The sequence below is a fragment of the uncultured Massilia sp. genome, assembly GCF_913773735.1.
In the GTDB taxonomy this organism is placed as follows: Bacteria; Pseudomonadota; Gammaproteobacteria; order Burkholderiales; family Burkholderiaceae_D; genus Telluria.
In genome coordinates, this window is sequence record NZ_CAJYEB010000023.1 from 102,248 (window position 1) to 114,510 (window position 12,263).

Here is a 12,263-nt window from a genome sequence, read left to right on the forward strand (position 1 = left end):
TCGGCATGCGGGGTGCGCACGGGGTGCGCACCCTACGGTTCCGTTCGAACCCCGGGGATGCGTCGGGTGGGCACGTTTCATCCTCCTTCTCCATGGCATGTCTTCCTCGTAAAAAAGCTTGACGCGGTAGCGTTTCGCATCTACTGTATTAATCAACTAATACAGTAGACACATGACACCGCACACCGCCACCCTGTTCTCGATCGCGACCGGATCTTCCGAACCGATCTACCGCCAGCTCGTCGAGCAGGTGCGCCGCCTGGCGGCCGCCGGCCAGCTGCAGCCGGGCGACGAGATGCCCTCGGTGCGAGAGATCGCCCAGCAGCTGGCGCTCAATCCCATGACCGTCTCCAAGGCCTACGGGCTGCTGGAAATGGAAGGCGTGCTGGCGCGCCGGCGCGGCCAGGGCATGGTCGTCGCCGCACGGGCCGCGCCCGCGCCGGCGGACGAACGCGCCGCCCTGCTGCGCCCCGTGCTGGAGCGCGCCGCCCGCGAGGCGCGCCAGCTCGAGCTCGATCCCGACACCGTCCTCACTTTGTTCGCCACCATCCTGAAGGAAACACCATGAGTGCCCCGCTTGTTCAGTTGTCCTCGGTCTCGAAGCATTTCGGCAGCCAGCACGTGCTGGACGGCCTCGACTGGCAGGTCGCGCCCGGCCAGGTGATCGGCCTGCTGGGCCGCAACGGCGCGGGCAAGTCGACGCTGCTCGAATGCCTGCTGGGCCTGCGCGAACTCGACGGCGGCCGCGTGACGCTGTTCGGCGAGGACGGCGCCGGCCTGTCCGAGGCGGCCCGCGCGCGCATCGGCTACGTGCCGCAGAAGGCCGACCTGTTCGACTGGCTCACGCCGGACCAGATGCTGGACTACTTCAAGGCCATGTACCCGCGCTGGAACCAGCGCAAGGTCGAGGGCCTGCTGTCGCGCTGGGGCTTCGGCCCGGACATGCGCAGCAAGCCGATCAAGAAGATGTCCGGCGGCGAGCAGCAGCGCCTGGCCATCGTGCGCGCGCTGGCGCACGACCCGGACCTCCTGATCCTGGACGAGCCGGTGTCGGCGCTGGACCCGGTCGGCCGCCGCGAATTCCTGCGCGAGCTGGTCGACGACGTGATCGAGCGCGGCACCACGGTCGTGTTCTCCACGCACATCCTGACCGACCTGGAGCGCGTGGCCTTCGACCTGGCGTTCCTGAGGGATGGAAAGATCGCGCTGCAGGGCCAGACCGACGCGCTGCTGGAAGGCGCGCGCCGCCTGCTGGTGCCGGCCGCCATGCTCCCGGAGCGCAGGCTCGACGGCGAGGTGCGCCGGGTGCGCGACGGCGGGATGGTCAGCGTGATCGTGCAGGGGCGGGGCCAGGACGGTAACGCCGACCGGCTCGCCGCCGAGCCCGGCGTGCGCGTCGAGAAGCTGAGCCTGGAAGACCTGTTCATCGAGATGACGCGCGAGGCCGCGAAATGATGGCCGCCACCTTCGTGGACATGCGCCGTATCTGGGGCGTGACGCGCCGGCGCGATCCGGCCACGGTCAAGTTCATGACCGGCCTGTCGCTGCTGCTGACGGTGGCGATTCCCATCGTCGGCGGCCTGTTCCTGTGGCGCCAGCACACGCTGCCGGTCGTGCTGCTGCTGCGCATCCTGCTCGGCATCGGCGCCTTCTGGCTGGCGGTCGTCTGGGTCTGGCTGTTCGTGCCGGGCGCCGTGCTGATGAATTCGGCGGCTAATGCGCGCCTGCTGCCGCGCCAGCGCCGCCGCCTGGTGCAGATGGCGATCGCCGGCTGGCTGCTGGTGACGCTGGCCGCGGCGGTGGCGATCGGCGAGTGGGGCGCGTTCCCGATGGTGGGCCTGTACGTGCTCGGTTTTGCGCTGATGCGTGCCGGTCACCTGCAGGCGGTGGCGCTGACCGTGCTGCCCGGGTTCTGGCCTGCCCTGGCGAAATACGTGCTGCCGGCGCCGTTCGTCGCGGCCATCACCCACGGCACCGGCCTGTTGATGTTGTCGGCGCTGCTGCTGGTCGCGGTCGCATGGTCGCTGGCCAGGCTGTTCCCGGCCGCCGGCGACCGCCACCTGCGCCGGCGCAGCGAACAGGTCGTGCGCCTGAGCCGCCTCGATGCCGGGGGCTGGGGCACGGTCGGCGAAACCGACAGCGTCATGACCGCGCCGGGCCTGCGCGCCTACCGCGCCATCCTGCGCCGCGATTGCCGCGCACCGCGCGCCGATGCGATGCTGATGCACGCCCTCGGACCGAACGCACACTGGAGCGCCTGGATCGCCGCCATCCTGCTCGTGGCGGGCCTGAACCTGTTCGCCTACCTGGTCGTGCTGGTGCGCGGCGCGGATGCCGTGCATTCCTTCATCGAGGGCTTTTCCTGGGGCGGCCTGTCGGGGCTGGCCCTGATGATCGCCTTCAGCACCGCCTCGATCCGCCAGCAGATGGACCGCAAGCGCGGCGAGCAGGCGCTGCTGCTGCTGACGCCGCTGGCGGGCGACCGCGCCCTGCTGAACCGGCGCCTGGGCACGCGCATGCTCCAGAACGCCCTGCTGCAGTGGGCGGCGATCACCGCCGGCGTGCTCGCGACCGGCGCCCTGTTCGGTGACGCCGGGCTGATGCTGCGCCAGCTGGCGCTGTGCTGCCTGGGCGGACAGGTGGCACTGGCCTGCCTGTTCGGCGATTTTTCGCGCACACCCAAGCTGGGCATCGTCCGCGCCGTACTGCTGGGCGCGCTCGCCCTGTTCGAACTGGGCGTGGCCGCCGGCCTGGGCTGGCTGTGCGGCGCGCTGCTGCCGTGGATGTGGCCGTGGCTGATCGCGATCAGCGTCATCGCCGGCGCGCTGCAGGTGCGGCATGGCTGGCGCGTGCTGATGGCGGCCCCGGTCGCGTTTCCCGCGGGTCGGCTGGCCTAGCGTTCAAGCGCCCCGCGCAGCCGGCTGGCGCTGACCGCCAGCGCCACGACGGTCGCCGCCACGGCGATGCCCAGGCACAGCCGGATCGCGTGCAGGCCGGCCGCGCCGCCCGCCAGGTCGCGGTCGAGCAGCGACAGCACGATCCCGACCAGCGCCGTGCCCAGGCACTGGCCGAAGGTGCGCACGATGGACAGGATGGCGGAGGCGTTGCTGCTGCGCTCGCGCGCCACGTTGGCCAGCATCTCGCGGTTGTTCGGGCTCTGGAACAGGCCGAAGCCGATGCCGCACAGCAGGTTGCGCCAGGCGATGTCCCAGGCCTGCGCCTCGGCCGGCAGCAGCGCCAGGCAGGCCAGGCCGGTCGCCAGCAGCGCCAGTCCCGCCGACGACAGCACCGCCGCCGGATGGCGGTCGGCCAGCCGGCCGGCGTGCGGCGCGGCTAGCATGATGCCGATCGGCCAGGGCGTGAACAGCAGGGCCGAATGCAGCGCGGAGTCGCCGTGCACGGTCTGGAACAGGAAGGGCAGGGCGACGAACGCGATGCCCTGGCCGACGAAGGACGCCAGCGAGGCCAGTGCCGCCAGCGTGAAGCGCGCCGACGCGAAGATGTCGAGCGGGATGAGGGGCGCGGCGGCGCGCCGCTGGCGCCGCACGAACGCCCAGCCGGCGCCGAAGGCGAGCGCGCCGTACAGGCCGGCCGTGCGCCCGGCGTGCGGGTCGCTGCCCAGCCGGGCGCAGGCGTCGGCGGCCAGCAGGAACGCGCCCATGGCGGCGGCCGACAGCACGGCGCCGGCGCCGTCGAAGCGGCCGCGCGCCGTCCGGGATTCGCCGGGCAGCGCGCGCAGCGCCAGCGCCACGCCGACGGCGCCCAGCGGCACGTTCACCGCGAACAGCCAGGGCCAGCCGGCCCAGGACAGCAGCGCGCCGCCCAGCGTGGGCCCGGCCGCCGTGCAGGCGGCGATCAGGAGGGCGTTCAGGCCCAGGATGCGCCCCAGCAGGCGCTGCGGGAAGATGGTCCGGTGGATGGCCGGCGCGATGCTCAGGCAGGCCGCCGCGCCCACGCCCTGCAGCACGCGCAGCGCCACCAGCACCTCCAGCGACGGCGCCAGCGCGCAGCCCAGCGACGCCAGCGTGAACACGGCCAGGCCGGCGGCGAACAGGCGCCGGAAGCCGGTGCGCGCCGCCAGCGCGGCGAACAGCGCCAGCGTCATGGCGACCGCCAGCAGGTAGGCATTGGCCACCCACAGCGCGCCGCCGGCGGGCGCGTCCAGGGCGCGGGCGATCTGCGGCAGCGCCACGTTGACCATGCTGCCGTCCAGCACGGCCATCGCCGTCGCCGTCATGACGGCGCTCATCGCCAGGCGGCGCCGGGGGCCGGGCAGGCCGTCGTCGCCCGGTTCGTCGGAAAACAATGTCATGGAAGCGTCCTTGGGGCGCGTTGCGCCTGTCGATCGGGCCATCGACTATAGCGGCGCCGCCGGCATGGCGGAAGGCGCATGGCGTGCAATGACATCGTGCATGCGGCGCCATGCCAGGACGCGTTGTCGCGGCCGGCCGTGTGCTAGCATCGGCGCATGCTCGACGCCGACCTCGACCTGAACCTGCTCGTCGCCCTCGACGGCCTGCTGGCCGAAGCCAGCGTGGCCGGCGCCGCGCGCCGCCTGGGCCTGAGCGCCTCGGCGATGAGCCGCACCCTGGCGCGCCTGCGCGCGGCCACGGGCGACCCGCTGCTGGTGCGGGCCGGGCGCCGGATGGTGCCGACGCCGCATGCCGAGGCGCTGCGCGACCGCACGCACCAGGCGCTGCAGGAGGCGCGCGCCGTGCTGCGGCCGTCCGGCGGGACGCTGGACGTGGCGCATCTCGCGCGCACCTTCACCATCCGCGCCAACGACGGCTTCGTGGAGGTGTTCGCGGCGCGCCTGATCGCCGCCGTCGCGGCCGTCGCGCCGGACGTGCGCCTGCGCTTCGCGCCCAAGCCCGACAAGACGGCCGGGCCGCTGCGCGAGGGCGCGGTCGACCTCGAGATCGGCGTGCTGGGCGAGATGGCGCCGGAGGTGCGGTTGCAGGCGCTGTTTCGCGACCGCTTCGTCGGCGTCGTGCGCCAGGGCCATCCGCTCGCCGCCGAAGCGCAGGTCGACGCGGCGCGGTATGCCGCGCTCGGGCACGTGGCGGCCTCGCGGCGCGGGCGTTTCGAGGGACCGGTGGACGTGGCGCTGGCCACGCTGGGGCTGGCGCGGCGCATCGTCGCCATCGTGCCGGGCTTCCCGGCGGCGCTGGCGGTGGTGCGCGCGTCCGACCTGGCGACGGTGCTGCCGGCCTCGTTCTGCGCCACCGGCGCGGCCATCGGCGTGCACGCGTTCGCGCTGCCGGTGGCGACGGCGCCGATCACGGTATCGCAGATGTGGCATCCGCGGCTGGATGCCGATCCGGCGCACCGCTGGTTGCGGCAGGTGGTGCTGGGGGTGTGCCGGGACGCGGCGTGAGTCCGCTGCCGCGCGCCGTCGCCCCGGACCTCGCCGGCTGCCTTGGCCGGGGGCCAAGGTGCGCGCATCACGGCAGCGCTCGGAAATTGGGCCCCGGCCTTGCGCCGGGGCGACGGTCTTGCTGCCAACGATCTGTGGCAGTCAGCTGGGCCCTAGTGCCCCTTCTTCTGCACCAGCGCGCTGCCGACGCCGTGCCGGCGTCCTTCGCTGACCGCCGTCACGGTGCCGTCCGGGTTGAACACGATCGCGTTCGCCGCGCCGATCTCTTCCGGCGCCGGACTGGTGGCCCACTTGTGGCCGTACCCTTCCAGGGCCTTCGCCTGTTCGGTGCCGGCGAAGCCCGGCTCGACCTCGGTTTCCCTGCCGTTGCGCTGCGACAGGCGCGGCGCGTCGATCGCCGCGCTCATCGGCATGCCGAGGTCGACGTGGTTGACGATGGTCTGCAGCACCGTCGTGATGATCGTCGCGCCGCCCGGGCTGCCGATGGTGAAGGCCGGCTTGCCGTCCTTGAAGGCGATCGTCGGCGCCATGCTGCTGCGCGGGCGCTTGTTCGCTTCCGGGATGTTCGGGGCCGGGCCGGTGAAGTCGAAGTCGGTCATCTCGTTGTTCAGCAGGAAGCCGTAGCCCGGCACGACGATGCCGCTGCCGCCCCAGGACTCGATCGTGAACGTGTAGGCGACGATGTTGCCGTCCTTGTCCGACACGGCCAGGTGCGTGGTGTGCGTGCCTTCGCGCTGGATCAGGTTGGCCTGCGGGCGCAGCGGGAAGCTCTGGTCGTTCTCGTACAGGAAGGCGTCGCCGGCCGCGACGGGACCGGCGGCGGCGCGGTCCGGCCGGATCAGCGAGCGGCGCTGGGCCGCGAACTGCTTGGTCAGCATGCCCTCGATCGGCGCGTCGACGTATTCCGGGTCGGCCAGGTAGGCGTTGCGGTCGGCGAAGGCCAGGCGGCTCGCTTCCAGGTACAGGTGCTCGACGCCGGCGCGCGGCATCGCCTTGAGGTCGAAGCCCTCGAGGATGTTGAGCGCCTCGGCCACCGCCACGCCGCCGCTGCTGGGCAGGGGCATGCCGTAGATGTCGTAGCCGCGGTAGGTCGAGCGCACCGGCTGGCGGATGCGCGCCTCGTAGTTGGCCAGGTCGGCCATGCTCATCGTGCCGGGGCGCACCTGGGCGGTGCCCGCCAGCGGCGGCTGGTTGACGGCGGCGACGATCGCCTGCGCCATCGGCCCGCCGTAGAACGCCTTGTAGCCCTGCGCGGCGATGGCGCGGTAGGCCTTGGCCAGGTCCGGGTTCTTGACGATGGTGCCGGCGGGCAGCGCCTTGCCGTTCTTCAGGTAGAGCCGGCTGGTGGTCGAGAAGAGTTGAAATTTTCTTTCATTTTCGGTCACTAATTTATTAAAAGTTTCACTGACCGGAAAGCCTTTCGTGGCGACGCCGATGGCCGGCGCCAGCACCTGCTTGAACGACATGGTGCCGTAGCGTTCCAGGGCCTCGTGCCAGCCGCGCACGGTGCCCGGCACGCCGACCGCGGCGCCGCTGGCGACGGCCGTGTCGAAGTCGACCGGCCGGCCGTTTTCCTGGAACACGGCCGGGCTGAACGAGGACGGCGCCGTCTCGCGGTGGTCGATGGTGATGACGCGCTTGTCCTTGGCGAGGTAGATCACCATGAAGCCGCCGCCGCCGATGCCGCAGCTGAACGGATCGGTCACGCCCAGCGTCGCGGCGGCGGCGACGGCCGCGTCGATGGCGTTGCCGCCCTTGTTGAGGATCGTCATCGCGGATTCGGACGCCTTCTCGCTGATGGTGGCGACGGCGCCGCCGGTGCCGGTGGCGACCGGGGTCTTGGCGAGCGCGAGCGGCGGCGCGAGGACGATGGACAGGATCAGCCCGCAGGTGAGGGCTCTGGCGGATGTGGTCATGGGGCGGGAGGCGTGGAAGTGGGAATCGGAACGAGGTTCATGGCGTGCGCACCATCAGCGTGACGGGGATGACGTCGCCGGGCCGCGCGTTGCCGGCGGCGCGCGCGGGCGGCAGCGCGGCCGGATCGAGCGCGATGCGGGCGCCGCGCAGCGCACGGGGCGCGGCCGAGGGCTGGTCCGGCCCCAGCGTGATCTCTTCCTGGCCGCCGGGACCGTCGACGAGGAACCGGAAGGCGAGGCGCCCGGCCCAGATGCACTGGACGTTCGGCGGGCAGCGGCTGTCGCTGAAGCTGTCGTAGGTGATCTTGACGTTGCGCGCCAGCGTCGCGCTCTGCTGCGGCCTGAGCGGATAGCTGCCGGGCTGGATCGGCGCGGCGACGCAGGCGGCAAGCAGCGCCGCCGCCAGGCATGCGAACAGGGAGGACAGGTACCGCGGCATTCCCATCGTGACGTCCGGTTATTTGCGTTAAGCCAATAATAACAAAACCGGGGTCAGAGCCGGGGTCAGAGCCGGATTTTTGGAAATTTCCTGAAATCGGGCTCTGACCCCGGCTCTGACCCCGGTTTGATGTGGGTCATTTGGCGGGCGGGGTGGCCGGCGTTGCGGCCAGCGAGACGTGCGGCAGGAACCACAGCACGGCGAGGGCGAGCAGTACGATGGCGGTGCCGGCGCCGAAGACGTTGGCGATGGCGTGGCGGTAGACGGCGCGCAGGGCCGGGTCCAGCACGGCGCCCGTGCCCGCGCTGGCCGCGGCGGCGACGCCGTGGGCGTGCAGCTGGTGCGCCAGGATCGCGCCCGAGCCCGTCACGCCCAGCAGGCCGCCGAGCGAGCGGAAGAAGGTCAGCATCGCCGTGCCCACGCCGCGCCGCGGCAGCGGCAGCGCGTGCTGCACGACGATGGTCATGTTCGGCATCACCAGGCCCAGGCCCGCGCCCAGCATGAAGATCGGCGGCTCGATGTACGGGTAGCCCAGGCCCCGGTCCATCGCCAGCGCCAGCGCGCCGAAGGACAGCACCGCCACCGCCAGGCCCAGCACCTGCGCCTGCTTGTATTTGCTGGTGCGCGCCATGATGCGGCCGTTGACGGTGGAGGCGATGATCATGCCGATCATCATCGGCACCGTCAGCATGCCCGAGTCCGCCGGGCTGCTGCCCATCACGAGCTGGAAGAACAGCGGGAAGAACACGCTGGCGCCCATCAGGCCCATGAAGGTCAGCGCCATCACGATGCTGGCGACGTTGAACACGCGGCTGTGGAACAGGTCCGGCGGCAGCACCGGCTCGGCGGCGCGGCGCAGGTGGAGCACCAGCCAGCCGCCCAGCACCACCGCCAGCGCGGCGCAGGCCTTGATCTGGGGGGCGTCCCACGCCCATTCGGTGCCGCCCAGGGCCAGGACCAGCAGCAGCGCCACGATGGCGCCCGTCAGCAGGACCGAGCCCAGGTAGTCGATGCGGTGCGCGTGCGTCACCACCGGCTTCTTCAGGGAGCGGGCGATCGCCCACAGGGCCAGCGCGCCGATCGGCAGGTTGATGTAGAAGATCCAGTGCCAGGACAGCCAGTCCGTCATCACGCCGCCCAGCACCGGGCCGAGCACGCTGGTGACCGCGAACACGATGGCGATCGAACCCTGGCGCCGCGCGCGTTCGCCCGGCGTCACCAGGTCGGCGATGATGATCTGGGCCAGCGGCATGAAGCCGCCCGAGCCCAGGCCCTGGATTGCGCGGAACACGATCAGCTGCGTCATGTCCTGCGCCAGGCCGCACAGCACGGAGCCGGCCAGGAAGGTGATCAGGGCCGTGAACACCATCGGCCGGCGGCCGTACTGGTCGGCCAGCTTGCCGTACAGCGGCATGGTGGCGGTGGAGGCGAGCACGTAGGCGGTGACGACCCAGGACAGGTGGGCCATGCCGCCCAGGTCGCCGACGATGCGCGGCAGGGCGGTGGCGACGATGCTCTGGTCGAGCGCGCCCAGGCCCAGCACGGCCATCAGCGCGAGGTAGACGGCGCGGATTTCGCTGGCGGAGGCCTGGGCCGGTATGTCCTGCGGTGGCTTGGTGTGGGTCATGGCCGGGCGATCAGGTTGAGCGGTTCGATGGCGGCCGACAGCTGGTCCATCTGCGCCGGGGTGAGGCGGGCGACGCGCTGCGCCAGCCAGTCGAGGCGGTGGGCGCGCAGGGCCTGCACGCGCGCCGTGCCGGCCTCGGTCAGGACCAGCCCGGTACGGCGGCGGTCGGCGGCATCGGGGGCCGCGCGCGCCACCAGGCCGGCGTCTACCAGCGCCTTGACCTGCGCGCTCATGGTCGGGCTGCGCACCTGCTGCATGCGCGCCAGCGCGGCCACGCCGATGCCCGGCCGCTCGCCGATGGCGGCCAGCAGCATGGTCTGCAGCATCGACAGGCCGGTGTCCTGGCGCTCGACGTCGCGGCGCATTTCGCGCACCAAGCGCTTGAAGGCATTGCGCAGGTCTTCCGACAGGGCGAGGGCGCGCGCCGTCGGGGGGGGATCGGGTCGGGTCATCGTCTTTGATATAGGTAGGCTACCTAATCATGTTACGCCGAACGGGACGTGAACGCAAACCCGTTTCCGTTGGCAAACCATCGAATCGCCGCAAGACGCGGTATGCTGGCGCGGCATGGCCCGATCCATCCCTGACGAGGCATACCGATGACACGCTTGCGCGCGGACGACTTCGATCCCGAAGTGCTGCAACTCTTCGACGGCTACGTGCATGGCCGCATCACCCGGCGCGACTTCCTGGCGCGCGCCGGCCGCTACGCCGCCGGCGGCGCCACCGCCGCCACGCTGCTGGCGCAGCTGTCGCCGTCGTTCGCCGCGCCGGTGGTGGCCCCGGGCGACGCCCGGCTCGAGACCGGCTACCGCGAATTCCCGTCGCCGCAGGGCCACGGCAAGCTGCGCGGCTACCTGGCGCGGCCGGCGCGCGCCGCGGGCGCGCTGCCGGCCATCCTGGTCGCGCACGAGAACCGCGGCCTGAATCCGCACATCGAGGACGTGGCGCGCCGCGTGGCGCTGGCCGGTTACGTCGCCTTCGCGCCGGACGCGCTGTTCCCGCTGGGCGGCTATCCCGGCGACGAGGACGAGGCGCGTGCGCTGTTCCTCCGGCTCGACCAGGTCCGCACGCGCGCCGACTTCCTCGCGGCCGCGCACCTGCTCGCCACGCTGCCGCAGGCGACGGGCAAGGTGGGCGTGGTCGGGTTCTGCTGGGGCGGCGGCATCGCCAACTACCTCGCCACGCAATGGCCGGACCTGGGCGCGGCGGTGCCGTTCTACGGCGCCCAGCCGCCGGCGGCCGAAGTCGCCACGATCCGCACGCCGCTGATGATCCACGACGCCGGCCGGGACGAGCGCATCCTGGCCGGCTGGCCGGCCTACGAGGAAGCGCTGAAGGCGCACCGGGTGCCGTACCGGCATGTCACCTATCCCGGCGTCGAGCATGGCTTCCACAACGACACGACGCCGCGCTACGACGAGGCGGCGGCCAGGCTGGCGTGGGAGAGGACGATGGCGTTCTTCAAGGAAAAGCTGGCCTGAGCACAGGGTCGAATTGCTCTGCGAAAAAACAAAAGGCACCCGCAGGTGCCTTTCGATACTGCCGCGACTGTCGACTTACACGTAAGCCGCCAGCGCCGTCTTCATTTTCTTGAGCGCGGCCGATTCGATCTGGCGGATGCGCTCGGCCGACACGCCGAATTCCTCGGCCAGCGTGTGCAGCGTGGCGCCCGAGCCGTCGTCGTTGGCCAGCCAGCGCGCTTCCACGATGCGGCGCGAGCGCGGGTCCAGCTTGCCCAGGGCCGTTTCCAGGCCCTCGGATTGCAGGCGCACCACTTCCTCGGCTTCCAGCACCTTGGTCGGCTCCTGCTGGTCGGACGACAGGTAGGCGATCGGCGAGAACTTGTCGTCTTCGTCGTCGGTCGGCGCTTCCAGCGCGATGTCGCGGCCCGACAGGCGGGTTTCCATCTCGATCACTTCTTCGCGCTTGACGTCGAGCATCTTGGCCAGGGCGTCGACCTGCTGCGGCGACATGGCGTCCAGGCCCTGCTTGTTGCTGCGCAGGTTGAAGAACAGCTTGCGCTGGGCCTTGGTCGTGGCGACCTTGACCAGACGCCAGTTCTTCAGGATGTATTCGTGCATCTCGGCCTTGACCCAGTGCATGGCGTAAGACACCAGGCGCACGCCCTGGTTCGGGTCGAAGCGCTTGACGGCCTTCATCAGGCCGATATTGCCTTCCTGGATCAGGTCGGCGTGCGGCAGGCCGTAGCCCAGGTAGCCGCGTGCGATCGATACGACCAGGCGCAGGTGCGACATCACCAGCTTTTGCGCGGCATCCAGGTCGTTATTGTCCCGCAGCCGCTTTGCCAGCGACACTTCTTCTTCGTGGGTCAGCATCGGCAGACGGTTGACCGCCGAGATATAGGCGTCGATATTGCCGATATTGCCGTTGAAACCGAGTCCCAGAGCACGACTGCCGGCCGGAACCAATGCGGATTGTGCGGACATAGTCAATTCCCTCGTAGTAAGCTGTACTGCATCGTCTCTGCCATTTCCGCTGCCCCGAAGGCACAGCGGTTGGCGATACGGGATGTGGACGGTGCTATCAAATACACTTCCCGCGATAGTCTGTCGTTATATTAGCACTCTCTTGTGGTGAGTGCTAGGCGCCACCATATCCCTGACGACCAGTTTAAGTTTCGTTAAAGTATTGCCCATGGGAATCGAAAAATGCGGTTCGATTCAACTGTAGAGCAGGTGCGAACGTCATGTTTGAGGCAACTCAAAAATGAGGCCCGCAACGATTGATATCTGTTAGAGACAGATTATGGGGAGAGTGTCTCAGGGTCTGTGAGATGGCGCACCTACCTTTGTAGGTGTAAACCCCGCCTGCGCCACCGGATTTGACTGGCACCCAGCGCAAGGGTTCAAAAGGGGATGTGGGGGCGTTTGGAGAAAAATC

General features: G+C 70.5%; 11 protein-coding genes. 5 read left to right on the plus strand and 6 right to left on the minus strand.

Annotation, left to right across the window (positions count from 1 at the left end; genetic code table 11):
• Positions 1-172 precede the first annotated feature (172 nt).
• The 3 genes from QZ749_RS10220 to QZ749_RS10230 are packed head-to-tail and all read left to right on the plus strand — an operon-like array spanning position 173 to position 2,897.
• Positions 173-568: a GntR family transcriptional regulator gene (locus QZ749_RS10220; RefSeq protein WP_296946170.1), complete on the plus strand. Its 396-nt coding sequence runs from the start codon at positions 173-175 to the stop codon at positions 566-568.
• The gene (locus tag QZ749_RS10225) at positions 565-1,455 is read left to right on the plus strand and encodes an ABC transporter ATP-binding protein (RefSeq protein WP_296946172.1); all 891 of its coding nucleotides are present in this window, start codon (positions 565-567) and stop codon (positions 1,453-1,455) included. The genes QZ749_RS10220 and QZ749_RS10225 overlap by 4 nt, the downstream gene beginning before the upstream one ends.
• Positions 1,452-2,897 carry a hypothetical protein gene (locus QZ749_RS10230; RefSeq protein WP_296946173.1) on the plus strand — a complete coding sequence of 482 codons (1,446 nt, stop codon included), beginning with the start codon at positions 1,452-1,454 and terminating at the stop codon, positions 2,895-2,897. The genes QZ749_RS10225 and QZ749_RS10230 overlap by 4 nt, the downstream gene beginning before the upstream one ends.
• Here QZ749_RS10230 and QZ749_RS10235 read toward each other — a convergent pair.
• Positions 2,894-4,312, minus strand: coding sequence for an MFS transporter (locus QZ749_RS10235; RefSeq protein WP_296946175.1), 1,419 nt, complete (start codon positions 4,310-4,312; stop codon positions 2,894-2,896). The two genes, QZ749_RS10230 and QZ749_RS10235, sit on opposite strands and share 4 nt — an antisense overlap.
• Positions 4,313-4,468: 156 nt before the next feature.
• On the opposite strand from QZ749_RS10235, the gene QZ749_RS10240 reads away from it, so the two are divergent.
• Positions 4,469-5,377 carry a LysR family transcriptional regulator gene (locus QZ749_RS10240; protein WP_296946177.1) on the plus strand — a complete coding sequence of 303 codons (909 nt, stop codon included), beginning with the start codon at positions 4,469-4,471 and terminating at the stop codon, positions 5,375-5,377.
• Positions 5,378-5,529: 152 nt separating this feature from the next.
• On the opposite strand, the gene ggt is transcribed toward QZ749_RS10240, so the two are convergent.
• From ggt to QZ749_RS10260, 4 genes are all read right to left on the minus strand, one after another.
• Complete coding sequence (gene ggt, locus QZ749_RS10245; protein ID WP_296946180.1) at positions 5,530-7,293, minus strand: gamma-glutamyltransferase; 1,764 nt, start codon at positions 7,291-7,293, stop codon at positions 5,530-5,532.
• A gap of 37 nt (positions 7,294-7,330) precedes the next feature.
• Complete coding sequence (locus tag QZ749_RS10250) at positions 7,331-7,738, minus strand: hypothetical protein (protein WP_296946182.1); 408 nt, start codon at positions 7,736-7,738, stop codon at positions 7,331-7,333.
• Positions 7,739-7,868: 130 nt separating this feature from the next.
• Positions 7,869-9,359, minus strand: coding sequence for an MDR family MFS transporter (locus tag QZ749_RS10255; RefSeq protein ID WP_296946186.1), 1,491 nt, complete (start codon positions 9,357-9,359; stop codon positions 7,869-7,871).
• Positions 9,356-9,811, minus strand: a complete 456-nt coding sequence (locus QZ749_RS10260; protein ID WP_296946191.1) for a MarR family winged helix-turn-helix transcriptional regulator — start codon at positions 9,809-9,811, stop codon at positions 9,356-9,358. The genes QZ749_RS10255 and QZ749_RS10260 overlap by 4 nt, the downstream gene beginning before the upstream one ends.
• 147 nt (positions 9,812-9,958) lie before the next feature.
• Between QZ749_RS10260 and QZ749_RS10265 the strand changes: the two genes are divergently transcribed.
• Positions 9,959-10,843: a dienelactone hydrolase family protein gene (locus QZ749_RS10265; protein ID WP_296946193.1), complete on the plus strand. Its 885-nt coding sequence runs from the start codon at positions 9,959-9,961 to the stop codon at positions 10,841-10,843.
• A 75-nt stretch (positions 10,844-10,918) separates the two neighbouring features.
• On the opposite strand, the gene rpoH is transcribed toward QZ749_RS10265, so the two are convergent.
• Positions 10,919-11,809, minus strand: coding sequence for an RNA polymerase sigma factor RpoH (gene rpoH / locus QZ749_RS10270; RefSeq protein WP_296946195.1), 891 nt, complete (start codon positions 11,807-11,809; stop codon positions 10,919-10,921).
• Positions 11,810-12,263: the final 454 nt, after the last annotated feature.

Excerpts from the sequence above, each read along its gene's own strand:
- QZ749_RS10220 (WP_296946170.1), top strand. The coding sequence starts at position 173 with ATGACACCGCACACCGCCACCCTGTTCTCGATCGCGACCGGATCTTCC.
- QZ749_RS10235 (WP_296946175.1), bottom strand. The coding sequence starts at position 4,312 with ATGACATTGTTTTCCGACGAACCGGGCGACGACGGCCTGCCCGGCCCC.
- QZ749_RS10260 (WP_296946191.1), bottom strand. The coding sequence starts at position 9,811 with ATGACCCGACCCGATCCCCCCCCGACGGCGCGCGCCCTCGCCCTGTCG.
- ggt (WP_296946180.1), bottom strand. The coding sequence starts at position 7,293 with ATGACCACATCCGCCAGAGCCCTCACCTGCGGGCTGATCCTGTCCATC.
- QZ749_RS10230 (WP_296946173.1), top strand. The coding sequence starts at position 1,452 with ATGATGGCCGCCACCTTCGTGGACATGCGCCGTATCTGGGGCGTGACG.
- QZ749_RS10240 (WP_296946177.1), top strand. The coding sequence starts at position 4,469 with ATGCTCGACGCCGACCTCGACCTGAACCTGCTCGTCGCCCTCGACGGC.
- QZ749_RS10255 (WP_296946186.1), bottom strand. The coding sequence starts at position 9,359 with ATGACCCACACCAAGCCACCGCAGGACATACCGGCCCAGGCCTCCGCC.
- QZ749_RS10265 (WP_296946193.1), top strand. The coding sequence starts at position 9,959 with ATGACACGCTTGCGCGCGGACGACTTCGATCCCGAAGTGCTGCAACTC.
- rpoH (WP_296946195.1), bottom strand. The coding sequence starts at position 11,809 with ATGTCCGCACAATCCGCATTGGTTCCGGCCGGCAGTCGTGCTCTGGGA.
- QZ749_RS10225 (WP_296946172.1), top strand. The coding sequence starts at position 565 with ATGAGTGCCCCGCTTGTTCAGTTGTCCTCGGTCTCGAAGCATTTCGGC.
- QZ749_RS10250 (WP_296946182.1), bottom strand. The coding sequence starts at position 7,738 with ATGGGAATGCCGCGGTACCTGTCCTCCCTGTTCGCATGCCTGGCGGCG.